We start from the raw sequence: 23,641 nt of genomic DNA, 5'->3' as shown, positions 1-23,641 counted from the left end.
CATATAATTACAATTTAAAAATGAAAAGCACAGAAAATATTTCCCGCAGGTCATTTGTAAAAGCAGGAGCTTTGCTGATGGCAACACCGATGTTATCGAATTGGGAAATGAAAGCATCTTCAAAAGTCGGGCTGCAACTTTATACGCTGAGAAATGAGCTTTCGAAGGATTTGGAAGGTACGTTGAAAAAGGTTGCGGCAATCGGATATAAAGAAGTGGAACTTTTCGGATATACGGACGGGAAATTTTTTGGTAAAACAACCAAGGAATTCAAGGCAATGCTGAAAAATCTTGGCCTTGATCCGGTCAGCGGCCATTATGGCGCCGGTGTGGAAAGAAAAGATGTAAAAGGTACGTTAAGCAATGACTGGCAACGTGCAGTGGACGACGCAGCGGAACTGGGCCAGAAATATGTCAACTGTGCTTATTTGACGGATGCGGAAAGAAAATCAATTGATGATTACAAAAAGTACGTTGACCTGTTCAATAAATCAGGAGAAGTTGCCAAGAAGGCCGGTCTGCAGTTTGGGTATCACAATCACGATTTCGAGTTCAAGAAAATGGACGGGCAGCTTCCTTATGACCTGATAGCAAGTACTGATCCGGAACTTGTCAAGCTTGAACTGGATTTGTACTGGATTGTAAAGGCCGGACTGGATCCTGTGGATTTGTTCAAAAAATATCCGGGCCGCTTCCCGTTGTGGCATGTAAAAGACATGGACAAGGGCGATCAGTCGTTTGCAGAAGTCGGAACAGGCTCCATTGATTTTAAAAAGATATTTGATGCTCGCAAGATAGCCGGTATGACTCATTTCTTTGTGGAGCAGGATATGGCGAAAAGGCCTCCGGTTGAAGCCATTGAGATCAGTTTCAAGAATGTGGCAAAAATGAATGTGTAGTATATAAAAAGACCCGGCCGCATGGCAGCCGGGTCTTCCAAATTAGCAGATAAAAAATATCAGTTTGTTAATTGTAACTTAAGTTCATTCAAACGGCTGCGAAGCGAAGCATCCACCTGGCGGTCATCAATTCTGAGAATATAACCTCCAATCAGGCTTGAATCTACTTTTTCGCTTAGTTCCACAGTATTTCCCGTAGAAGTAGCAACGATGCTTTTAAATTGCGCGCGCAGTTCATCTGTAAGCGGTGTAGTTGTAATGACCGTTGCTTTCTGAATACCGCGGAAAAGGTTATAGCTTTTTATAAACTCGGCCGCAATTTCATCCAGAATAGACTCTCTGTTCTTTTTTGTAATGATCGTATAAATCGCATAGGAAACCGGATTGACGCGGTTTTCGAAAAGCGATTTCAGGATTCCAAGCTTCTTTTCATGACGCACAATTGGACTTTTCAGTGCCAGCATCAATGCTCTGTTTTTATCAGCTGTGTCTTTAAACAATAACATATCCTGATAAACTTCTTCCAGAACGTTCTGCTCTTTCGCAAGTTCGATCAGTGACTTTGCATATCGGGAAGCAACTATACTTACTGACATCGGAAATTAATTTAGGTATTTTAATTAAGACGTGCAGATGAAGCAAGTTCTGCAATAAGGCGTTCCTGCGCTTCTTTATCTTTCAGTTCACGCTGTAAAACTTTCTCAGCAATCTCAAGAGAAAGTACAGCAACTTCTTTTCTGATTTTGGAAACAGCCAGCTGTTGTTCGTTACGAATAGTTTCACGAGCGCCTTCAATCATTTTCTGCGCTTCAGCGGCAGCTTTATCTTTTGATTCAAGGATTGTACGGTCAGCAGCTTCTTTGGCGTCACGCAGGATCTGATCGCGTACGGCATTGGCTTCTGCAATCAGCTTTTCGTTATCGGATTTCAGCTGAATCATTTCAGCTCTTGTTCTTTCCGCAAGGTCCAGAGCGCCCTGAATTTCATTTTCACGATCTTTAAGGCCTTTGATAATCGGTTTCCAGGCAAACTTCGCCAGGATGAAAACAACCAGTAAGAATACCACCAGCATCCAGAAAATAAGGCCTGGGTTTGGAGTAAGCAATGACATAGTATAAATGAGTTTTGAGTGTAAGATTAATAAAGGATTGATCCTTTTATTTTTTTCTCTCTTTATTAAAAAGTCGTGGAAGCCTAATGCTTCCACGATGCAATTTCATTTACTTTCATGCCTAGTGCTATGAAAGCAGGGCTGAAACCAGCCCGAGTTTTTTTACTAAAGCTTGAACGAAATAAGCAGACAGATAACCGCTGCAAAAAGCGCCACAGCTTCGATAAGAGCAGCGATGATAAGCATGGCAGTCTGGATAGCACCGGCAGCTTCTGGCTGACGAGCAATACCTTCAACAGCACTTCCACCGATTTTACCAATACCAAGGCCAGCACCGATAGCAGCTAGACCTGCACCGATAGCAGCACCGAAAACTGCAAGACCTGCACCGCTTTGTTCTGTAGCCTGAAGCAAAATTTGAAGCAACATAATTGTGTTTGTTTTAAATATAAATTAATAAAAGAGAATGCAAATTAATGTCCGAGATCAGCATCGTGGTTATCTTCAATCGCACTTCCGATGTACATGGAAGACAAAAGCGTAAAGATAAAAGCCTGAATGAAGGCAACCATGATTTCAATGAAGTTCAGGAAAAGAGCAAACAATGAAATAACCGGTGCGATAACAAAACTCTGGAAAATAAAGATCAGTCCGAAAAGACTTAAAAGGATAATGTGACCCGCCGTAATGTTGGCAAATAACCGCACCATCAATGAAAACGGCTTCATGAATACACCAACAATTTCAACCGGAATCATAATCAGCAACAACGGAGCAGGGACGCCGGTTGGTTTGACAAGGTGTTTGTAGTAATGACCGTTTGCATTCAGGTGAACGATAATGAAAGTCAGTACGGCAAGCACCATCGTTACCGCAATATTTCCGGTCAGGTTGGCCGATCCCGGCAGCAGCCCAAGAATGTTGTTGATCAGGATGAAAAAGAAAAGTGTCAGAAGATAAGGCAGATACTTTTCATATTTAGGGCCAACATTCGGTTTCACCACTTCATCCCGGATGAACAGGATGATTACTTCCATTGCAGACTGAAAACCTTTGGGCGCTTTGCCTTTATTGTTTTTGTACCAGCTTGCAATGCTTGTAAAGACAAGGATCAGGATTACGGCGCTCAGCAGCATGGAAGCTACGTTTTTCGTAATCGAGAAATCATAAATCTTGCGGGATTCATCCACCGGAACAATCTGCTCCGATTCGCCGTGAACAAGATGATAACCGTTGTATTCGTGGTGCTCGTTATGAAAGTTGGAAGAAGAAAAAACCTCAATTCCACGGTCAGCGGAGTAAAGAATAACAGGCAAAGGAATGGTTACGCCATGCGTCATTTCCCACTCGTGAGAATCGGCAATATGGTGCATGATCATGCTTCCGATATCAAACTTTTCTTCCGACTCTTCAAGATTATGTTCAATTTTATGCTCTTGGTCATTAATACCTTCGGCAACTCCGCCAGACTCATGCTGGGTGGGTTCCGCTGCATTGGCAGGAGCATTGAAAAGGCAGGTTGCCACAACTAGGGCCGTAGTAAAAAACAGTCTCAAATGGGTATACATAAAGGCTTGAAATGCTATGCTTTGTCAATCGCGGCGCAAGTTACGATACAAACCATATATTTCAAAGCATGTATAAAATAAATAGAGTGCAAAAAAGTTGATGACAAATAGTAATGAATCAGTTAGCCCGTTGTACAAAAACAGTGCAATAAAGACAAGGCTGAGGACAATCCTGCCTGCGATCGTGGAAATGTAAAAAGTGACAAATTTTTCCCGTTTGTTTCTGAAACCGAATTCCATTAACCTGTGAATGAAAAAGGACAGCCCGAAAAAGAAGGCCAGAATATACCAGATATGCCGGTGAAGGAAAAAATCGAAATGAAAATGCTGAGCAAGGAAAAATACAATTCCAAGAACGGCCGTTGCTATAATGCTGCGTAACATGCGTAAGCTTTAATATTTACTTCTTGTTAAAACTTCTGATCAACATGTACAGCGATGCAGCAATGGAAACCAGTGAAAGTATCAATGTCCAGACCGGCACTTTGTTCTGCTGCCATTCGTCAAGCTTGTAGCCGCCGTAAGTAAATAGCAGTATGGTGCCCAGCATCTGGGTTGCCATTCCGGAATATTTCAGAAATCCCGAAGACTGTTTTTTCAACGCCGATTTCCTTTCTTCACTGAACGGGTCAGGATTATTTTTCTTCATTGGGGTACATATAAAATATAATGGTAAAATTGCTCTAAATTTTAGAAATGACGCTATCTTCAATACGTAAATATTCAAATTGCCGTTTTAGTTTTGCTTGTCAAGAAGATAATAAGACCATCCCTAATAGCCAAATTCGTGATCGACCGTTACATTACTCATATCAGCCGGCTGTTATTATGCCTGATTTTTATAAGCTGTTTCTTTGCCTGTTCGCAATTCAGCTCCAAGCGGGGTGCAATCGGTTTTCATAATCTTTCTGCAAGGTACAATGCCTATTTCATGGCAGAACAGGATCTTCTGAATGCCGAATATGAAATGAAAAAGGCTTTTAAAGAAGATTACAATCAGATTCTGCCGATTTTGCTGCCGATGGACTCTATTTTGTCGCTTCCTGTGAAACCGCAGCTGGAAAATGCCGTCAAGAAAGCTTCGATTGTCGCCGAAAAACACCAGAACAGCAAATGGCTCGACAACAGTTACATCGTGTTGGGCAAAGCGCGTTTATATATGGGCGAATGGCCCGACGGGCTTGAAGCACTGCGTTATGTATATGCAAACGGACGTGATGAAAACGATAAAAACGACGCTTTGATTCTGCTCATGCGCGCCTACATTGTTCAAAAGGATTTTTCCAATGCGCTGGGCGTAGCCGAATACCTGAGCCAGCAAGCGCTGGACAAAAATTCAACCCGTGATTTTTATCTTACAAAAGCATATCTGCACCAGCAGAACGGTGAATACCTTACTTCCGTTGCCATTCTGGAAGAAACTTTTCCCATGCTGAGTAAATCCACTGAAACGGCCAGAATACATTTTGCAGCTGCACAGATGTATGACCGCCTCGGACAGTATGCGCTTGCAAACAAGCATTACAAAAGCGTGCAGAAAAATACACCGGACTATAATCTGGGTTTTTATTCATCCATGAATTCACTTCAGAATGAAGTTGTGCTCAATCCGGAAAGAGATCTGTCATCAGTCGGTTTTGAAAAAATGCTTCGTGACCGTAAAAATGATGATTTAAAGGACAAGATCTATTTTACGATGGGTCTGCTGGCTGAACACCGCAAACAAATTCCCGAAGCCATCGATTATCTTCAGAAAGCTGCTTCCGCTTCCAAAGGAACCAACACGCAGCAAAAGGCTTATACTTATCTCCAGCTGGCGCGCATCAACTATGAAGCGCTTGAAAATTTTGAAAAATCGAAGTCGTATTATGACAGTGCATTGATCATACTTCCGGAAGAAGCGCCGGAATACAGGCTGGTTGCCGACCGTAAAAAGGCGCTGGACGATTTCGTGACGCAATACATGCTCGTCAATATGGAAGACAGTCTTCAGAATCTTGCGAAAATGAATCCTGCGGCGCTGGACAATTATATTGACAACATCATTGAGACGCAGGAAAAAGCCAGAGTGGAGGAACAAAGAAAAGCCAGAGAAGAAATGGAAATGGCACAAAATGCAACCAGCCGGAGTACGCCCAACCCAATGATGAACGGAAATGAAAGAAGATGGGAACTGTACGATCCGGCTTTGGTAAATCAGGGAAAAATAGAGTTTAAAAGAACCTGGGGAAACCGCCCGCTTGAAGATGACTGGCGGAGAAGCAGCCGCCAGCTCAAGACACTGGCAGCCGGAAGTCCGGACAATCCGCTCGATTCTGCCGAAGTGCCTGTTGCATCGTCGGACAGCATCATGAAAAAAGGCAGCCGGGAATGGAACGAACTGCATGATACCATGAAGCAGAGCGTTCCGCTGACAGAAGCACAACTTGCAGAATCGCAGAAGAAAAAGGAAGATGCCCTGTATAATCTGGGTAAGATTTACCGCTTCGACCTGAAAGAACCCCACCGTTCGATTGCGACTTTTGAACGCATCCTTGCTGATTTTCCAAACACGCAGCACAAGGATGAAATTTATTACCTTCTTTACCTTACTTATGACGAAGGTAACAGCAATAAACTGGCCTGGAAAGACAAGCTGCTGAAAGAGTACCCGACCTCCACTTACGCGCGATTGGTAAGCAAGTCGCCGGATGCTGCGGGTAATGCTACTGCAATCGGGACCAATCCTGTAAAGGAATATGAAGCCGCTTACAAATTGTATCTGGACGGGAATTATTCCAAAGCACTCGACGACATTGAGCAAAATCTTCCTGCCTACAAAGGCGGCCCGATGGAAGATAAATTTGCATTGCTGAGGGTTTTCATAATCGGGAAAGTACGCGGAAAGGAGGCTTATGCACAGGCCATTGAAGAGTTTATGCGGTTGTATCCTTCCAGCGTATACCTGCCAAGGCTTAAAGAAATGCAGGAACTTAATTCTGTGTCGATGGGAGAGAGATAACTGTCTGAAATCGTATCTTTGTCCGTTTACAATTAAAATACCCTATCATTTATGATTGAATTACAACCCGGAAAGTACCGGCGCAGCATTGTTCGCCTCTGGCGGTTTGTTGCATTTGGGCTGGGTCTTGTTATACTCTACATTGTTGCCGTAAGTTTCAATTTTTTCTGGCTTTTCGGAGGAATGCCGGATCTGAAAACACTTGAGAACCCGAAAAGCGAACTGGCATCCGAACTGATCAGTGAAGACGGCAAATCGCTGGGCAAGTATTTTTTTGAAAACCGGATTTCCATTGACATCGCACAGATTTCACCGAATCTGATCAATGCGCTTATAGCGACCGAGGATGCGCGTTTTGTAAACCATTCCGGAATTGACCCGAGAAGTTTGCTGCGTGTTTTCAAAGGAATTGTTTCAGGAAATTCCAGTTCCGGCGGCGGCAGTACTTTAACGCAGCAGGTTGCAAAAAACCTTTTCAATACCCGTTCTGAAGAGTTTGAAGGCATTCTGGGGAAAATTCCGTTGGTCAGAATCGTTATTGCCAAAACGAAAGAATGGATTCTGGCCGTGATTCTGGAACGGAAATATACCAAGCAGGAAATCATGAAAATGTACCTGAACACGGTTTCGTTCGGGAACAATACCTATGGTATCAAGGTGGCGGCCAAAACTTATTTCAACAAGGAAGCCTGGGACCTGAATGTGCCGGAAGCTGCACTGCTTGTCGGCATGCTTCAGAATCCGACGCTCTTTAATCCGCTCCGTTTTCCTGAAAATGCTTTGAACCGCAGGAATATCGTTCTTGGCCAGATGATGAAATACGATTATCTGTCTACGGATAAATTCGACCGCTATAAAGAAAAATCACTGGGATTGAATTTTACGGTTGACAGCCATAATACCGGTTTGGCGCCGTATTTCCGGGAATCCATGCGCGGTTATCTTAAAAACTGGATCAAGGTCTACAATGAAGAGCATGACGAAACTTACGACCTTTATACAAGCGGACTGAGGATTTACACGACCATCGATTCACGCATGCAGCGGTATCAGGAAGAGGCGCTGACGGAGCATATGAAACAGCAGCAGAAACTGTTTGACGCGCACTGGAAAGGCCGTGATCCGTGGATAGATAAAAATGGCAAGGAAATCCCGGGATTCATTAATTCAGCTGTCCGGAAATCGCCTCATTTCATTTCGCTTAAAAGAGACCTCGGCGAAGAGGAAGCATGGAGAATTATGAAGAAGCCTTATAAAATGAAGGTTTTCTCATGGAACGGTGAAAAAGAAGTAACCATGAGCCCGATAGATTCCATTCGTTATTATAAGCGTTTTTTACGCGCAGGTATGATGTCAATGGATCCAAGAAACGGACATGTAAAAGCCTGGGTAGGAGGGATCAATTTCAAATACTTCAAATACGATCATGTCAAGCAGGGTTCCCGTCAGCCGGGTTCTACATTCAAGCCGTTTGTTTATGTTTCTGCGCTTGACAAGAATTTCCTGACACCTTGTGATCATGTTACGGATCAGCCGGTTTACTTCGGCCCGTCCGACGGTGCTCCGAGCGGCTGGTCTCCGCATAATTCCAATAATAAATATTCCTATCAGGCATTGTCGCTGAGGCAGGCACTTGGAAAATCTGTGAATACGGTCAGTGCGTACCTGATGAAAATGGTACGTCCCAAAACAGTTGTGGATTATGCGCATAAACTGGGCATTACAAGTAATCTGCAGGCAGTGCCTTCGCTTTGTCTGGGAATCAGCGACGTATCTGTTTATGAAATGGTTGGTGCCTACTGCGCCTTTGCAAATGGCGGTCATCGTACAGAACCTATGACTATCCTGCGTATTGAAGACCGTTACGGAAACGTTTTACAGGAATTTTTTCAGAAACAAAATCAGGAAATCAGTGAAAATATGGCATATAATATGCTGTACCTGATGCGTGGTGCTGTGGAAGATCCGGGCGGAACTGCGGGACGGTTGAAACAATACGGTGTTACTGAAGGAAATGAAATCGCTGCAAAAACCGGAACAACATCCAATTACTCCGACGGCTGGTTTATGGGTATGACGCAGCATCTGGTTTCCGGCATCTGGGTGGGCGGTGAAGACCGCAGTATTCATTTCCGTACCATAGAACTGGGCCAGGGCGGACGGATTGCAATGCCTGCCTGGGGAATTTTTATGAAGAAAGTTTATAACGATCAATCTTTGGTGCAATACCGCAAAGGGCCGTTCAACAAGCCTGAAAATTATGTCAGAGAATGCGGCGGAGGTGTTGTTTCGGACAGTACCGATACTTATGTTCCGCCGTCCCGCTCGGATGATGAAGGTGTGTTATTTTAATATAATGTGCCCTGATTATGAATATTCTTGTTGCACCCGACAAATTTCGCGGTTCGCTGGAAGCAGCTGAGGTTTGCAGCGCAATAGAAAAAGGGATTTTACTTGCTTACCCGGATGCGAGTGTTACTTCCGTTCCGCTTGCGGATGGCGGTGAAGGAACTGCCGAAATATTAACCAGGCAGGCTTCCGGTTCCAGCATAAAGGCCGATGTGAAGGACCCGCTTGGCAGATTGATAAAAGCTTCTTACGGAATTTCAGCGGATAAAAAGACTGCTTTCATTGAAATGGCTGCGGCTTCCGGACTGAGCCTTCTTACAGTGGAAGAACATAATCCGATGCTGGCCAATACATTCGGAACCGGCGAACTGATAAAAAATGCGCTGGATCAGGGTGTTCAGGAAATTATTCTGGGAATCGGAGGAAGTGCAACTACGGACGGCGGAACGGGTATGGCGGCTGCACTGGGTTTTCGGTTTTATGATCAGGAAAAACATCTTATTGAGCCTAACGGCGCTTCTCTTAATGAGATAAAATTCATTGATTCCGCACATGCGGATCCAAGGCTGAACAATGTCAGCATAACGGTTGCATGCGATGTAACCAATCCGCTGACCGGACTGAACGGAGCCGCATACATTTACGGTCCGCAAAAAGGAGCCAGTCCCGAAATGGTCAAAAAGCTGGATGAAGGTCTGAAAAATCTTACAGCAATTGCTTCTGAAACTTTCGGGAAAGATGTAAGCCGGAATCCGGGTGCAGGTGCAGCGGGCGGGCTTGGGGCCGGTTGTTTATGGTTCCTGAATGCAGTTTTGAAAGACGGAACAAGCATTGTAATGGAGCAATCCGGTATCACGCAGCTGATTGAAAATGCGGATCTGGTGATTACCGGCGAAGGCAAAGTGGACGAACAGACGCTTAGCGGTAAATTAGTAAAAGGCCTTACCGATTATTGCCGGAAATTCAACGTTCCGCTGGCCGTTGTTTGCGGTACTTTGCAGATAACTCCCGAACAGGTCCGTGCTGCTGGTATGACTTATGCTGTATCCGTCATAAACCGGCCAATGGATCTGAATGTTGCACAAAAAGATGCATTTGACCTTGTTAAAGACGCAACTTTTCATTTGGTGAGGTTGTTTTTTTCAAATAGGTGAAAAGGGTTGTGTAACTTATTGGACAAATTCATTTCCATTGTCCAGACAATCAAAAATTAAATGTCTGAATTCAATTATAAAGAAGAACTTTCCAAAATTCCTCTTGAGCCCGGTGTATACCGGTATTTTGATGAAACCGGAGAAGTTATATATGTCGGCAAAGCCAAAAGTCTGCGTAACCGGGTTTCCAGTTATTTTCTGAAATCCAATCAGCATGACCGTAAAACAAAGCGTCTCGTCAGTCAGATCAGGCGTATTGAATATACCATTGTATTAAGTGAATGGGATGCGCTGCTGCTCGAAAATCAGCTGATCAAACAGCTTCAGCCCAAGTTCAATATCCTGCTCAAGGACGATAAAACGTATCCGTTCATCTGCGTTACGGATGAGCCTTTTCCACGCGTTTACCCGACGCGCAACCTCGATCGTAAAAAAGGTACTTTTTACGGGCCTTTTGCAAATCTGCGATCCATGTACACGTTGCTGGACATGTTCAAATCCTTGTATCAGATCAGGTCCTGCCAGCTTCCTTTGAACAAGGAAAATATTGAAGCTAAGAAATTCAAGGTTTGTCTGGAATATCATATCGGCAACTGCAAAGGCCCGTGCGAAGGTTTGCAGGGTGAAAAGGAGTATAATGCGGAAATTGAACAGATTCATCATATTTTAAAAGGAAATCTGTCTTTGCCTCAGCAGTATTTCAAGGAAAAAATGCTTGAAGCAGCGGAACAGATGGCATTTGAAAAGGCACATTCCTGGAAAACCAAAATCGAGCATCTTTCCAATTTCCAGAGCAAGGCTACGGTTATCAATCCAAGGATCGGAAATATCGATGTGCTTACCATTGTTTCGGACGAAGAAGCGGCTTACCTGAATTTTATGAAAATAAAACAGGGTTATATGGTTGCTGCGCAAACCATTGAAGTTAAGAAAAAGCTGGACGAAAGCGATGCGGATATACTGGCCATGATGATCGTGGAAATGCGTGCTACTTACGGCTCCGAAGCTAAAGAGCTGATTTCAAACCTGAAACCCGATCTTGAAATGCGGCTGGAAATTACCGTGCCGCAAATCGGTGACAAGAAAAAACTGCTGGATATGTCCATGAAAAATGTGATGTATTTCCGCAGGGAAAAAGCGGAAAGGAGAGAAGTGGAAAATACCGCAACTTCATCTAAAAAAGACCGTGTTCTGATCAGACTGAAAGCGGATTTGCAGCTGAAAACGCTTCCGCGGCATATTGAATGCTTTGATAACTCCAATATCCAGGGTACGAATCCTGTTTCGGCAATGGTCTGCTTTAAAGACGGTAAACCGTCTAAGAAGGATTATAGGCATTTTAATATCAAAACGGTTATCGGCCCGAACGACTTTGCTTCCATGAACGAAGTCGTTGGACGTCGTTATCTGCGGCTGATTGCAGAAGAACAGCCCATGCCGGACCTGATTGTTATTGACGGCGGCAAAGGGCAGCTCGGAGCAGCTTGCGATGCATTGAAAAGCCTGGGAATTTATGGCCAGGTCCCGATCATAGGTATTGCAAAAAGACTGGAAGAAATATATTTTCCGGAAGATTCATTGCCTTTGTACATTGACAAAAAATCGGAATCGCTGAAACTGATTCAACAGATCCGCGATGAAGCGCACCGGTTTGCCATTACTTTCCATCGCGACCAGCGAAGCAAAGGAAGCCTGATCAGTGAGCTGGAAAACGTCAACGGAGTGGGAAAAGTAACTGCAGCCAAGCTGCTGAAACATTTTGGTTCTGTACGCGGAATACGGGAAAGTTCAGTGGAAACGCTCACAGAACTGATCGGACTTGACCGTGCAAAGAAGGTCAGAGCTTATTTTGATGCAATGGCTCAATAACGTTTTCAGCGCCGATGTGCAAGCCTGCAATATAGCCGGTCGTCCACGCATTCTGGAAATTGAAACCGCCTGTAATGCCGTCTACATCCAGCACTTCGCCGCAGAAAAACAATCCGGGAACACTTTTACTTTCCAGTGTTTCCGGCTTTACATCAGCTAGGGAAATTCCCCCGCAAGTAACAAATTCTTCTTTGAAAGTCGTTTTTCCTTTTACTTCAAACTGACTGTTTGTCAGCAGTTCCGTTAGTTTATTCAATGATTTGTTGGTCGCTTCCGACCAGCGCAAGTTTTCGTTGATTTCCGCTTTTTCTGCAAAGGCCTTCCATAGGCGCAGCGGAATGCCGAACCTTGCATGCGAAGTAATCTGCTGCCTGGGCGTTTTGACTTTTTCCTGAATCAGGATTTCACGAACCTGTTGCTCGTTGAAGTCCGGCAGCCAGTTTATCCTGCATGTAAAATGATAATTTTTTTCCGCCAGATCACGTGCGCCCCAGGCTGATAATTTCAGAACTGCCGGCCCGCTGAATCCCCAATGCGTAATCAGCAGCGGCCCGCGCCATTCATGCTTTGTACCGGAAATTTTTACAAGCGCATCCTGAACGGAAACGCCTGCAAGCGGAAGCAAATCATTATCCGGCGTATTAAAAGTAAAAAGGGAAGGAAGCGGGGAAACAATTTCGTGATCATGCGATCGGAGCCAGCCAAATCCTTCAGGTTTCGGATAACCACCTGTTGCAATCAGCAGGCGGTCCGCATAGATGGTTTCATTCTGGTCGGTATACAATAGAAATCCCTGCTGCGTGTCATTTGTGATCTTTGAAAATGACTTTACTGAAACGCTTGTACGAATTTCAACATTCGCATTCCTGGCTGCTTTTAGAAAGCAATCAATAATCGTTTGGGAAGAATCGGAAACCGGAAACATGCGTCCGTCCGGTTCTGTTTTCAATTTTACTCCGCGCTTTTCAAACCAGCTGATCGTTGCGGCAGCATCGAAACGGCCAAGAAGCTTGCGTAACAGTTTTTCTCCTCTCGGATAATTCTTTATAAAGAACCGCAAGTCAGACGGATTGTGCGTGACATTACATCTTCCGCCGCCGGAAATCCTGACTTTATTAAGTACCGTCCTGTTTTTCTCAATAATAAGAACCCTTGCATCCGGGTAATTTTCTGCGGCGCTGATGGCTGCCATAAATCCGGAAGCGCCTCCGCCAACTATTGCAATCTGCATGAAACAACTTTTAAAATCATGATGAAAAAGACATGCCGGTTATAAAAGTTCCAAATTCATCTGAAAATTGAAATGCACCTTTTGTACTTCAACTGCCGCCATGGGAGAATTTCTTGCAAGCCATCCTGATTGTTATGACATTAACTGGTTTTTTGTGATTAATGTTGCAGTTTCTTTCAGGATATTCCGCTTTTCTGACTGATTGCTGTGCTGCATAACATTGGGCGCAGGGAATAAAGTTTAACAGGAAGTTATTAAAATTTTTAACTTTGTAAGATACAGAAAACGGTAGTTTTCAAATAAGAATAATCCGGAATCATGAAATATCAGCTGACATCAGATCAGATTTCGTCCAAAGTTGCGGGTGAAACGGTCATACTGAACCATAGCAAAGGCGCTTATTACGGGCTTGATGAAGTGGGCGTCCTGATTTGGGATACACTTGAAAAAGGGCCGCAGACAATGGATGCACTTTGTGAAGTCATTATTAATGAATATGATGTAGACACAGAAACATGTAAAAACGATGTTGATGTGCTGCTTAAAGATCTGATGTCTGAGAAACTGGTTGAAATTATTAAATAGTCACTTTGGGCAAATCGGGTAAATTCATAAACAGATGGAAAAATCTGAGCTATAACGGAAAGGTGATCTTTCTCAAATCGGTTATATGCCTTTCCCTGATCAAAGCCGGCCTTGCATTATTGCCGTTTGCAGCCTTCCGGAAAGTATTCCATTGGATTACCAGTACAAGCACAGTAAAGGAAGTTTCACAGCAGCAGATTGAACTCACCGTCTGGGCTGTGGATACGGCGGCCAACCTGCTGCCATTTGAGCTGCTTTGTCTGCCGCGTGCACTTGCTACCAAATACCTGCTGCGAAAGGCACCGTTTCTGACGCTTGAGATCGGCATAGAAGTAAATCCTGCAAAGCATTTTGAAGCGCATGCATGGGTTGAAAACAACGGAACCGTTATCATGGGCAAGTGGCCCGAATCGGTTTCATATCATCGTCTCTGGGCCTGGACATAACTATTGACACACATGTATTCCTATATTGCATACGGCCTGAATATATTTTCCGAAATCCGGCTGCCGGAACTGAGTGAAGTAAAAACAACCGCAGATTACGATCTTCACATTCATGTTGCGCAATTTGGGTTTCCAAAGCTGAAATCAACACAGATTCACAGAAGAGGGGTCAAAGCTGATTTTGGAAAAGATCAGAATGAAAATCTGTATTTGCACTGGGAAAATATAGCCGGGTTCAAGGCAAGTTCCGGGAAGTTTCTTACAATCATGCCATTTTGTGAAGATCCGAATCTTCTCAGTCTCTTTACCGTCAGTGAAGCGCTTGGACTAATTCTGTTTCAGAAGAATTACTTTTTACTACATGCCAGTGCTGTTCAGGTAGGAGATAAAGCATGGTGTTTTATGGGTGCGCCCGGTGCCGGAAAATCGACAACTGCCGCCGCGTTTATCAAAGCCGGATGTAAGCTGTTAAGTGACGATCTGACGGCCATTCATTTTGGCAATGAGGGGCTGCCTTTTGTTATCCCGGCTTATCCGCAGCTCAAAATCTGGAATAATACAGTAAAAGGACTTGATTACGATAAATCCGGATTACAGCCTGTAAGCGAAGGGGTCAACAAATTTTCCTATCAGCCAAAATCGGGTTTTTTGCACGATCCGGTTAAACTGGGTCAGGTTTTTTTCCTTCATAAAGCAAGAAACCGAAAAGCACTGCAAATGCTGACTGCTGCTGAAATTCCGACAGAAATGCTGAAAAATTTTCCTCTACCCGTTCAGTTGCTGTCCAATGAAGCACTGAAAAGGCACTTTCTGCAAAGTTTCCAATGTGCAAAATCTGCACAAATGTGGCGAAAAAAGAGACCGGACGGATTCAGTAATCTGGAAAAATGGGTTCTGGAAAACATTCCGGAACAATCAAATGCCGGTTAATATGCAGAAAATCAAAATTTCGCCGGAACTATCGCATCTGATCAAGGCTGCATTGCATATAACGCACGATCTTTCCTTTGGTATTTATAAAAGACCTGTGCACTGGGACAGGCTGGCCAAGCTGGCAAACTGGCACCAAGTCAGGCCATTGCTTTTTGACTACATTCAGCAAAATAAGCTGGAAGGCATTCCGAAAAAAAATCTTCAATCGCTTCATGAATACAGTCTTGGCCAGGCCGTAACCAATATGGCTTTTCTGGGTGTTTCTCTTAAATTATACAAGCAACTTATTGAAAACCATGTTCCTGCATTTCTGATGAAAGGCGCTTTGTGGGCGTGGATGCTTTATGACAAACCCGGAAACAGGGAATTTGGCGATATTGATTTCTTCATTGATAAAGACAGCATCAAGCAAAGTCTGAAAATATTATCGGATAACGGCTTCGAACCTGATCATTACCGAAGTTACTTGTTGAGCAGAATGCAAGTTGCCAGGCAGTATCTGAATACCGATTATCAGCTTCCATTGAATCCGATTAATGAAAATATTTTACAATCCCTTGAAATTCAGTGGGATTGTAGTTATCCCCGTTATTGCTATCATTTTTCCTGGACCGAAATAGCCAGTGACATGACCGAGTTCAGCATGTCAGGAGCTTTGGTCAAAATACCAGGAATGGAAAATCAGCTGCTGATGATGATGATTCATCACGGAGGCGTTGAGCAGTGGGACAAACTGAAATACATGGCTGATTTTATTCGTTTACTGCGCTTGTATGCAGACAAACTTGACTGGAACTACATTTCTGAAACAGCCAGAAAAAAAGGTTTTAACCGCCTTCTGCTTGAATCCTTGAATGCGGTCAATATCATTACTGCGGAAGATTATCTTAAGTACCTGAATCCAGAAGCACCATTTTCACCTTCGGCTTCATTTTTCCGGAATATGATCAGTCACTGGGAAAATGAGCGTCCGGCCATTAAAACCAAATCGTGGAGAATTTTGCTGTACAATTTACAATACCGCGATAACTGGAAAATCAGGTTCTCCATTATCGCGGCCCATTTATTGTATATTTCCAACTTGCAGCTTATCTGGCATAAAATAATCTGGTACCGTAAAAACCGGTTTTAAGTCAGAAATACCTGAATTGTACCTTCGACATGATTTCCCGGAGCAACAACATTCAGTCCTTCGCCGGAATTGAATGCATTAACGTTTGCAGTTAAAGGCTCTATTGCCACGCAGTCTCTTGCCGGAGGAGTGTAAATGACAAGGAAGTTAAATTTCTTTTCCCCTGTTTCCTGACGGATATTCAAAGTTACATCCTGGTTTTCAGAAATAAGCTGAGTAACTGCAGTGCCGTTTTGTGCATTGATAACAAAGCAGTTATCAAAGGCCTTTTTATAAAGCAAAGTTGGCATGTGCACTTTAAATGGTTCTTTGCCGGTCGGAATTGAATTATAGTCAAATGCTACGATCTCATCGGAAGGAATGTTGATTTTCCAGGCATCGACGGATTCATTTCCCAGCAGAAAGTACGGATGCCAGCCAAACATAACAGGTGCCGGAGAAGTGCCTTTATTTTCAGCTTCGTATTTCAATGTAAATGTTCCGGCAGCATCCAGTTTGTATGTAATGGAAAAGTGGAGTTCAAAGGGATAACCTTTCAGTTCCTTGAGGTGAAATGACAATTTAATCAATGCGTACTGATCCTCAATGGTTTGCTCATCTATTTGAAACGGCTTTTTTCGAACAAGCCCATGAATGGCGTTTAAGTTTCCATCTTCATTTTTATCCAGTTCATAATCCTTCCCCAGAAATCTGTACTTCCCATCCGGAATACGGCTTGCAAAAGGGAACAGCAATTCACTGGCACTTCTGGAATCTTCAGCAAGCAAGTGCGGCGTAGCAGGTGTTTTCAGAACGGAAAAAAGGGTTTCATCTTTTAGTAAAGAAAGCTGCCGTACAATCCCGCCAAGTTCCGGCATGATGACAAACCTGTTTCCTGTTGCTGAATCCTGAACTACAAGTTCTTTCAGATCGCCAAATTGCTGTTCAAATATTTCAAATGCCATTTTTAATGAAAGTTAAGGTCAGTAAATATAGTGCATATCTAAAATAAAAAGCCGGACAAGAATCAACTTATCCGGCTTTATTTTGAATATTCAATTAGAAATTAATCGTCAGAAGCGCTTTTTTCAGCTTCTGCCATTTCTTCTTCTTTATGCTCTTTTTCAAGCGTATGCTTTACTACTTCTTCGTGAATGGCAGCTTCTTCATGCGATCTGCGATTGATATAAGCCTGATAACTGGTTTCTTTCTCATACGGCCTTTTGCCAATCAGTTTTTCAAGATCACTTTGAAACAGAATTTCTTTTTCAAGTAATTCTTTGGCCAGTACTTCCAGTTTGTCGCGTTTGTCACTTAAAAGATTTTTAACAAACTGATAAGCCTGATCAATCAGTTTTCTTACTTCTTCATCAATGGCCTGCGAAGTTGATTCGGAATATGGTTTTGTAAACGCATAATCACTCTGTTTGGAATCGTAATAGGAAATATTTCCGATACGTTCGTTCATTCCGTACATGGTCACCATGCTGTAAGCTACTTTCGTAACCCTTTCCAGATCACTTAATGCACCTGTGGAAATCTTGCCGAACACAACGTCTTCTGCTGCACGTCCGCCAAGTGTCATGCACATTTCATCAAAAAGCTGTTCTGTACGGTACAGATACTGTTCGCGAGGCAGATACTGTGCATAACCCAATGCAGCAACACCACGAGGCACAATAGATACTTTAACCAAAGGATCGGCATGTTCTAGGAACCATCCCGCTACTGCGTGGCCGGCTTCATGATAAGCAACTATTTCTTTCTCTTCGGGAGAAATCAGTTTGTTTTTCTTTTCAAGACCACCGATCACACGGTCCATGGCATCCTGAAAATCCTGCATGGTTACTTCTTCACGGTTACGACGTGCTGCAATCAGGGCAGCTTCATTACAGACGTTCGCGATTTCCGCTCCTGCAAAACCCGGAGTCTGCGAAGAAAGCTTCTGGATATTTACGTCAGTAGCCAGTTTTAAAGGTTTCAAATGCACTTTGAAAATGGCTTCACGGCCAATAACATCCGGTTTGTCAACTGAAATCTGACGGTCAAAGCGTCCCGGTCTCAACAAAGCAGGATCGAGTACGTCAGGACGGTTGGTTGCGGCAACAATAATAATACCGGAATCCGTGGCAAAACCATCCATTTCAACCAGCAAAGAGTTCAGCGTATTTTCGCGCTCATCATTGGAGCCCGGCATGGCACCTCTTCCGCGGGAACGGCCTACCGCATCAATTTCGTCAATAAATATGATACAAGGTGCTTTTTCCTTCGCCTGCTTGAACAAATCCCGTACACGTGCTGCTCCGACACCCACAAACATTTCTACAAAGTCAGAACCTGAGAGTGAGAAAAAAGGAACGCCTGCTTCACCGGCAACAGCTTTTGCAAGCAAAGTTTTACCGGTTCCCGGAGGGCCTACAAGCAAAGCACCTTTCGGTATTTTAGCACCCAGTTTCTTGAATTTATCCGGACTCTGAAGGTATTCTACAATTTCCTTGATCTCTTCTTTTGCTTCATCCAGACCCGCAACGTCGTTAAAAGTTATTTTAACCTTATTTTCAGCATCAAACAAAGTAGCGCGGGAACGGCCGATATTGAAAATCTGACCGCCAGGCCCAACTCCGCCCGACATTCTGCCAAGAATAAAATACATCACCAGAATCATGACAATGAAAAAGCCCCAGGTTCCGAGAAAACTGGTCCAGTCATTGCGCGTATCCACTACAAACGGCACTTTATCGTCGTCGGGGACACCTTCCTGCATCTTGTCAAAATCTTTCTTGAAAGTTTCTGCCGAGGTTACCTGAAACTGATAATGGGATACAGATTCGCCGCCGAAATAATTATTTTCTTTTGCAACAACTTTGTATTTATCCTGTTTCAGCGCTTCGGGTTTCAGCGTAACTTCCACTGACTTATCATTGACAATGGTTACCCGTTCCACTTCCTTGTCAGCCATCATTTTCTCGAAGCGCTTCTGAGTCGTTTCGCGGATGGTTGAGGTTCTGTTAAGGTATGTTATTCCAAGTATGGTGGCAATCAGAGCGGCTATAATCCAGCCCTGATATCCTTTTTGAGGACTTTTAGGACTGAGCGGCCCTCTTTTGTTATCGTTTTCAGACATTCTGTGTATTTAATTAAGAGGAAATATATTAAACAACATTCCGGGCATAATGAATGTTCATCATGCCCGTGATTTATACCATGGATTCTTCCAGGTATGTTACTTCCGCATCTCCCCAAAGTTCTTCAAGATCGTAATGTTTCCGGCGGTCTTTATTGAAAATGTGAGCTACAACGTCCACATAATCAATCAAAATCCATTCTCCATTCGCCTTGCCTTCCTTCTGCCAGGGCTCTGTTTTGGATATTTTATAAACTTCGTCTTCAACCGAGTTTGCCAATGCATCAATCTGGGTATCAGAATTACCCGAACAGATTACAAAAAAATCAGTTATTGAGTTTTTTACGTTTCTTAGGTCAAGAATTGCAATATCCAAGCCTTTCTTTTCAATCATTCCTTTTGCTACCAGCTCAGAGAGATCTTTTGATGATAGTTCTTTATTTTTACGTTCTTTCATTCGTAGTTAAATCCTTTTCTAAACCCTAAAGTAAAGCAAAAAAATTGTACAACTCTATACAGGATACCTTAATAATTGGTAAAAAAGTTATATATCTGCCAAGTTGTCACTCTACAAACGACATTGCGGCTGAAATAGTGCACGCAGGTTTATTCGCGGAAGGGACAATTGTCATAACGGATAATCAGATCAAAGGAAAAGGACAAAGAGGAACCATATGGCAGGCCAGTTCGGGTGAGAATCTTACTTTTTCAGTAATGCTTGCTCCGTCGTTTATAACTATTTCAGAGCAGTTCCTGATCAGTCAGGTTATTGCTTTGGCAATCAGAGCTTATCTGAGCCAGTATGTCGAACATGTGAAAATAAAATGGCCGAACGATATTTATGTAAATAACAGGAAGGTATGCGGCATACTGATCGAGAACTCGATTCAAGGGACTAAAATAGCCGGTTCCATAGTCGGGATTGGCCTGAATGTGAATCAGATCGAATTTGAAAACAGCAATGCTACATCACTTTCCAGAGAAACAGGGAATTCGTTTGTGCTGACGGAAGAGTTTCAGAAAGTTCTAACATTTTTGGATGTCTATTATCAGAAAATGAAGTCATTGCGGAGACACAATGACCTGCGTCAGGAATACCTCAGCCACTTGTACGGTTACAATGAAACCGTGACATTCAACTACCAAAACCGAATTGTAAAAGGAACGGTAACCGGCGTTACAGCCATTGGGAAAATCATGGTGAAACTGGAAAACGAACCTGAAATACTGGAACTGGGATTGAAAGAAATCGAATGGATTATTCAATAACCGGACTTTGGCCCCACTTTCCGATAACGGCCATAACCAGAGCGCACATTCCCAGCCCGAGTGATTCTCTGGCGAGTTCAATGTTCAGGCTGCGCATGGCGGTTTCACCAAAGAAAATACCTTCAAATTCCGGCGGCCATTGCAGGATGGCGGCAACGAGATAACCGGCGGCAAGTACGTAAAAAACCCAGTTGGGCCATAAATCCCGGATGCTCATAAAACAGGCCAGTGCGGCAAAGCTGTAGGTGGCAATCCAAATGCCGGAATCGGGATCGTTCCACTGAAGATAAGCAAAAATTACAAATACAATTCCGAAAAATATTTTGAAGAATCTCATTGTTCAAACTTGTTGAATGTATAAAATGGATGCTGTTGTAATAAGCCGCATAGTAACAATTATTAATCATTTGCGAGTTATTTTTCCACAATTTTATTGACAAAACTGCGCAATTGCCCCGGCAGCATCGGCATAGCCCAGGTTTGCAGCCTGTTTGAGGTTTATGCAGCCAAGATCCTTTTCGCCGGAATTCCATTGCGCAAGTCCGAGGCCGTAAAATGCCTTGCTGTACGCTGCATCCAGTTTTACCGTCTGGCGAAAAGCCAGTGCTGCTTTTGTGTAATCCTTGCTGCGGTAATAAGTGTTTCCGAGATTATACCATGCCTGTTTGTTGTTTTCATCCAGTTTGGTAGCTTTTTCAAAGTCAGCAATGGCTTCCTGATTTTTCTCCATCAAAACCAGAAGCTGGCCTCTGTTCAGGAAAATATCGGCGGTATCCGGCGCCAGCGCAGCCGATTTGCTGTAATCCGCAAAGGCAGAATCAAGGCGGTTTTCATCGGTGTACAGCAAAGCGCGGTTAAAGTAAGGGCGATAGGAATCTGGCTGTATTCTGATGGCCTGATTGAAATCCAGCAGGGCACTCGGGTATTCTTTCAGTTCATAATATGCTACGCCGCGCAGATTGAAAGCCTCGGCATTATCCGTACTTTTTTCAATGGCTTTGTTAATGTATTCGATGGCTTCACGGGATTTCCCTTCATGCATCAGTTCCTTGGCTTTTTGGAGGAAAGCATCGGCAGATTCGGAGCAGGAAAACAGGGAAATTAAAAAAAATAAAAAAAATAATCGGGGCATATGGCTTCATTTCTAATTGATTCGCACAAAAGTAAAGCGAAAGATGAAACGATTGTTTTCTTTTTGTCAATAAAATGTCTTTATCTTTGCAGCGGCAAATCGGAACTACCAGCTCCTTCCGAATCCCCCAGGTCCTGACGGAAGCAAGGGTAGGTGGTCGATGCGGTGAGATTCTCGGTTTGCCTTTTTTTATGCCCTTCCCCTTCAATTATCCTCATTCTTTTTGCTTTTGGCCAGGGTTTTCTACTTTTGTGAATATTCAAAACAATCAATTCCCTATATGAAATTTTTTATTGATACGGCTAACCTGCACGAAATCCGGGAAGCACAAGCGCTTGGCGTGCTGGATGGCGTTACTACCAATCCCTCGTTAATGGCCAAGGAAGGAATCAGCGGCAAGGACAACATTATGCGTCATTACAAGGCAATCTGTGATATTGTGGATGGCGACGTAAGTGCAGAAGTTATTTCAGTTGATCTTGAAGGAATGATTCGTGAAGGAGAAGAACTTGTTGAAATAGATGATAAAATTGTAGTAAAAATTCCAATGATCAAAGAAGGCGTAAAAGCCTTGAAATATTTTTCCTCCAAAGGCATACGTACCAACTGTACATTGATTTTTTCTGCAGGACAGGCATTGCTGGCTGCCAAAGCAGGCGCAACGTATGTGTCTCCGTTTATTGGCCGTCTCGACGATATTTCCACGGACGGAATCGGGCTTATTGAACAGATTCTTACCATTTACAGAAATTACGGTTTTGATACGCAGGTGCTTGCAGCTTCCGTTCGCCACCCGATGCATATCATTCAGTGTGCAGAAGTAGGAGCAGACGTAATGACAGGCCCGTTGAGCGCAATGGAGGCATTGCTGAAGCACCCGCTGACGGATATTGGTCTGGAGAAATTCCTTGCAGATTATAATAAGGGAAATTCCTAGTCTAGAAATTATTTTCTTGAATTAACATGATTGAGTCAACAGAGCCAATTATTGTACTGGATAGGGCAGATATTTATCAAGGTGAGCGGCCTGTTCTGAACGATGTCCATTTTGAAATAAAAAACGGCGAATTCGTGTATATGATTGGCCGTACCGGAAGCGGTAAAAGTTCACTTCTCAAAACCCTGTACGCCGATTTGTGGCTGCATACCGGATCTGCCAAAGTTGCCGGTTATGAACTTCATAATATCAAGCGTGCCGACATTCCTTTTCTCCGCCGGCGCATCGGAATTGTTTTTCAGGACTTTCAGTTGCTTTCCGACCGTTCTGTTGAGGATAACCTTTCTTTTGTTCTGCGTGCAACCGGCTGGAAACAGCAGGCGAAAATTGCGAAACGTATTGCAGAAGTTTTGATGCAGGTCGGGTTGGGAACGGCTCAGAAAAGAATGCCGCATCAGCTTTCCGGCGGCGAGCAGCAGCGTGTGGTTATTGCACGCGCCATGCTGAACGAACCGAGAATCCTGATTGCCGACGAGCCAACGGGAAACCTTGATCCGGAAGTTGGTGAACAAATTATGCAGGTTTTCAGGACGATCAACAATGCCGGAACCGCCATTCTGATGGCAACGCACAATCATGATTTTCTGAAACGTTATCCGGCACGCGTTTTAAAATGTGAAAACGGAAGCGTTGTAGAAGGCTGATTGGCTGGCTTTTGGCTATTAGCTTTCAGGAATTGGCTTTTAGATAAAGAAGTTTTTGATTTAAATATAAAAGAAGAAGCACGGAACAGCATTAGACTGCACCCCAAAAGTTGGACGAGTTTAAGAATTAACGATTAGTGTGATGAGCTCGGTATTGTACCGGGCTCATTCCATTTAAATTAAGCCTGATCCTGTCTTTGTTGTAGTAGTTGATATAA

25 protein-coding genes are annotated in these 23,641 nt (G+C 43.5%); 13 read left to right on the top strand and 12 right to left on the bottom strand.

What is annotated here, in order from left to right:
- Positions 1-20: 20 nt before the first annotated feature.
- Positions 21-899 carry a sugar phosphate isomerase/epimerase family protein gene (locus tag FEM33_RS03765; RefSeq protein ID WP_139010771.1) on the top strand — a complete coding sequence of 293 codons (879 nt, stop codon included), beginning with the start codon at positions 21-23 and terminating at the stop codon, positions 897-899.
- Between the two features lie 59 nt (positions 900-958).
- Here FEM33_RS03765 and atpH read toward each other — a convergent pair whose 3' ends face one another.
- From atpH to atpB, 4 genes are all read right to left on the bottom strand, one after another.
- Positions 959-1,495 carry an ATP synthase F1 subunit delta gene (gene atpH / locus FEM33_RS03760; protein WP_139010770.1) on the bottom strand — a complete coding sequence of 179 codons (537 nt, stop codon included), beginning with the start codon at positions 1,493-1,495 and terminating at the stop codon, positions 959-961.
- Positions 1,496-1,515: 20 nt separating this feature from the next.
- The gene (atpF, locus tag FEM33_RS03755; RefSeq protein WP_229214077.1) at positions 1,516-2,010 is read right to left on the bottom strand and encodes a F0F1 ATP synthase subunit B; all 495 of its coding nucleotides are present in this window, start codon (positions 2,008-2,010) and stop codon (positions 1,516-1,518) included.
- Positions 2,011-2,175: 165 nt separating this feature from the next.
- Entirely contained in the window at positions 2,176-2,439 is a 264-nt protein-coding gene (gene atpE / locus FEM33_RS03750) for an ATP synthase F0 subunit C (RefSeq protein ID WP_131957818.1), read from the bottom strand.
- A gap of 44 nt (positions 2,440-2,483) precedes the next feature.
- Positions 2,484-3,578 carry a F0F1 ATP synthase subunit A gene (gene atpB, locus FEM33_RS03745; RefSeq protein ID WP_139010769.1) on the bottom strand — a complete coding sequence of 365 codons (1,095 nt, stop codon included), beginning with the start codon at positions 3,576-3,578 and terminating at the stop codon, positions 2,484-2,486.
- Positions 3,579-3,824: 246 nt separating this feature from the next.
- On the opposite strand from atpB, the gene FEM33_RS26820 reads away from it, so the two are divergent.
- The gene (locus tag FEM33_RS26820) at positions 3,825-3,959 is read left to right on the top strand and encodes a hypothetical protein (RefSeq protein WP_262711957.1); all 135 of its coding nucleotides are present in this window, start codon (positions 3,825-3,827) and stop codon (positions 3,957-3,959) included.
- A gap of 19 nt (positions 3,960-3,978) precedes the next feature.
- Here FEM33_RS26820 and FEM33_RS03735 read toward each other — a convergent pair whose 3' ends face one another.
- Positions 3,979-4,227: an AtpZ/AtpI family protein gene (locus FEM33_RS03735; protein ID WP_139010768.1), complete on the bottom strand. Its 249-nt coding sequence runs from the start codon at positions 4,225-4,227 to the stop codon at positions 3,979-3,981.
- Between the two features lie 138 nt (positions 4,228-4,365).
- Here FEM33_RS03735 and porW point away from each other — a divergent pair, with 138 nt between their 5' ends.
- Genes porW through uvrC form a run of 4 tightly spaced genes read left to right on the top strand, consistent with a single transcriptional unit; the run spans position 4,366 to position 11,951 of the window.
- Complete coding sequence (porW, locus tag FEM33_RS03730) at positions 4,366-6,579, top strand: type IX secretion system periplasmic lipoprotein PorW/SprE (protein ID WP_139010767.1); 2,214 nt, start codon at positions 4,366-4,368, stop codon at positions 6,577-6,579.
- A 51-nt stretch (positions 6,580-6,630) separates the two neighbouring features.
- The gene (locus FEM33_RS03725) at positions 6,631-8,931 is read left to right on the top strand and encodes a penicillin-binding protein 1A (RefSeq protein ID WP_139010766.1); all 2,301 of its coding nucleotides are present in this window, start codon (positions 6,631-6,633) and stop codon (positions 8,929-8,931) included.
- 17 nt (positions 8,932-8,948) lie between these two features.
- On the top strand, positions 8,949-10,082 hold the full coding sequence (locus FEM33_RS03720; protein WP_139010765.1) for a glycerate kinase: 1,134 nt from the start codon (positions 8,949-8,951) through the stop codon (positions 10,080-10,082).
- Between the two features lie 60 nt (positions 10,083-10,142).
- A complete protein-coding gene (gene uvrC / locus FEM33_RS03715; RefSeq protein ID WP_139010764.1) occupies positions 10,143-11,951 on the top strand; it encodes an excinuclease ABC subunit UvrC in 1,809 nt (602 codons plus the stop codon).
- On the opposite strand, the gene FEM33_RS03710 is transcribed toward uvrC, so the two are convergent.
- Positions 11,920-13,182 carry a BaiN/RdsA family NAD(P)/FAD-dependent oxidoreductase gene (locus tag FEM33_RS03710; protein ID WP_139010763.1) on the bottom strand — a complete coding sequence of 421 codons (1,263 nt, stop codon included), beginning with the start codon at positions 13,180-13,182 and terminating at the stop codon, positions 11,920-11,922. The genes uvrC and FEM33_RS03710 overlap by 32 nt on opposite strands.
- Positions 13,183-13,500: 318 nt before the next feature.
- On the opposite strand from FEM33_RS03710, the gene FEM33_RS03705 reads away from it, so the two are divergent.
- From FEM33_RS03705 to FEM33_RS03690, 4 genes are all read left to right on the top strand, one after another.
- Entirely contained in the window at positions 13,501-13,767 is a 267-nt protein-coding gene (locus FEM33_RS03705) for a PqqD family protein (RefSeq protein WP_139010762.1), read from the top strand.
- Positions 13,768-13,829: 62 nt separating this feature from the next.
- A complete protein-coding gene (locus FEM33_RS03700) occupies positions 13,830-14,213 on the top strand; it encodes a lasso peptide biosynthesis B2 protein (RefSeq protein WP_229214075.1) in 384 nt (127 codons plus the stop codon).
- Between the two features lie 12 nt (positions 14,214-14,225).
- Positions 14,226-15,143, top strand: a complete 918-nt coding sequence (locus FEM33_RS03695; RefSeq protein ID WP_229214074.1) for a serine kinase — start codon at positions 14,226-14,228, stop codon at positions 15,141-15,143.
- Position 15,144: 1 nt separating this feature from the next.
- Positions 15,145-16,278 carry a nucleotidyltransferase domain-containing protein gene (locus FEM33_RS03690; RefSeq protein ID WP_161597063.1) on the top strand — a complete coding sequence of 378 codons (1,134 nt, stop codon included), beginning with the start codon at positions 15,145-15,147 and terminating at the stop codon, positions 16,276-16,278.
- Here FEM33_RS03690 and FEM33_RS03685 read toward each other — a convergent pair.
- The 3 genes from FEM33_RS03685 to rsfS form a co-directional block, all read right to left on the bottom strand.
- Positions 16,275-17,222 carry an aldose 1-epimerase gene (locus FEM33_RS03685; RefSeq protein ID WP_139010759.1) on the bottom strand — a complete coding sequence of 316 codons (948 nt, stop codon included), beginning with the start codon at positions 17,220-17,222 and terminating at the stop codon, positions 16,275-16,277. The two genes, FEM33_RS03690 and FEM33_RS03685, sit on opposite strands and share 4 nt — an antisense overlap.
- A 101-nt stretch (positions 17,223-17,323) precedes the next feature.
- The gene (ftsH, locus tag FEM33_RS03680) at positions 17,324-19,381 is read right to left on the bottom strand and encodes an ATP-dependent zinc metalloprotease FtsH (protein ID WP_139010758.1); all 2,058 of its coding nucleotides are present in this window, start codon (positions 19,379-19,381) and stop codon (positions 17,324-17,326) included.
- 73 nt (positions 19,382-19,454) lie between these two features.
- The gene (gene rsfS, locus FEM33_RS03675) at positions 19,455-19,838 is read right to left on the bottom strand and encodes a ribosome silencing factor (protein WP_139010757.1); all 384 of its coding nucleotides are present in this window, start codon (positions 19,836-19,838) and stop codon (positions 19,455-19,457) included.
- A 44-nt stretch (positions 19,839-19,882) separates the two neighbouring features.
- Between rsfS and FEM33_RS03670 the strand changes: the two genes are divergently transcribed.
- Positions 19,883-20,650 carry a biotin--[acetyl-CoA-carboxylase] ligase gene (locus tag FEM33_RS03670; RefSeq protein WP_139010756.1) on the top strand — a complete coding sequence of 256 codons (768 nt, stop codon included), beginning with the start codon at positions 19,883-19,885 and terminating at the stop codon, positions 20,648-20,650.
- Here FEM33_RS03670 and FEM33_RS03665 read toward each other — a convergent pair.
- A complete protein-coding gene (locus tag FEM33_RS03665; RefSeq protein WP_139010755.1) occupies positions 20,640-20,987 on the bottom strand; it encodes a transmembrane 220 family protein in 348 nt (115 codons plus the stop codon). The genes FEM33_RS03670 and FEM33_RS03665 overlap by 11 nt on opposite strands.
- Before the next feature lie 93 nt (positions 20,988-21,080).
- Complete coding sequence (locus FEM33_RS03660) at positions 21,081-21,782, bottom strand: tetratricopeptide repeat protein (protein ID WP_139010754.1); 702 nt, start codon at positions 21,780-21,782, stop codon at positions 21,081-21,083.
- 280 nt (positions 21,783-22,062) lie between these two features.
- Between FEM33_RS03660 and fsa the strand changes: the two genes are divergently transcribed.
- Both fsa and FEM33_RS03650 read left to right on the top strand, forming a co-directional pair.
- Entirely contained in the window at positions 22,063-22,719 is a 657-nt protein-coding gene (fsa, locus tag FEM33_RS03655) for a fructose-6-phosphate aldolase (protein WP_138281959.1), read from the top strand.
- 26 nt (positions 22,720-22,745) lie between these two features.
- The gene (locus FEM33_RS03650; protein WP_374756419.1) at positions 22,746-23,423 is read left to right on the top strand and encodes a cell division ATP-binding protein FtsE; all 678 of its coding nucleotides are present in this window, start codon (positions 22,746-22,748) and stop codon (positions 23,421-23,423) included.
- A 127-nt stretch (positions 23,424-23,550) separates the two neighbouring features.
- Here FEM33_RS03650 and FEM33_RS26960 read toward each other — a convergent pair whose 3' ends face one another.
- Complete coding sequence (locus FEM33_RS26960) at positions 23,551-23,637, bottom strand: IS3 family transposase (protein WP_374756416.1); 87 nt, start codon at positions 23,635-23,637, stop codon at positions 23,551-23,553.
- Positions 23,638-23,641 lie beyond the last annotated feature (4 nt).

It is taken from the genome of Dyadobacter flavalbus, assembly GCF_006149045.1.
Lineage (GTDB): Bacteria > Bacteroidota > Bacteroidia > Cytophagales > Spirosomataceae > Dyadobacter > Dyadobacter flavalbus.
Note: the sequence above shows the minus strand (reverse complement) of the source record. Positions and strands in the feature narration are given on the sequence as shown.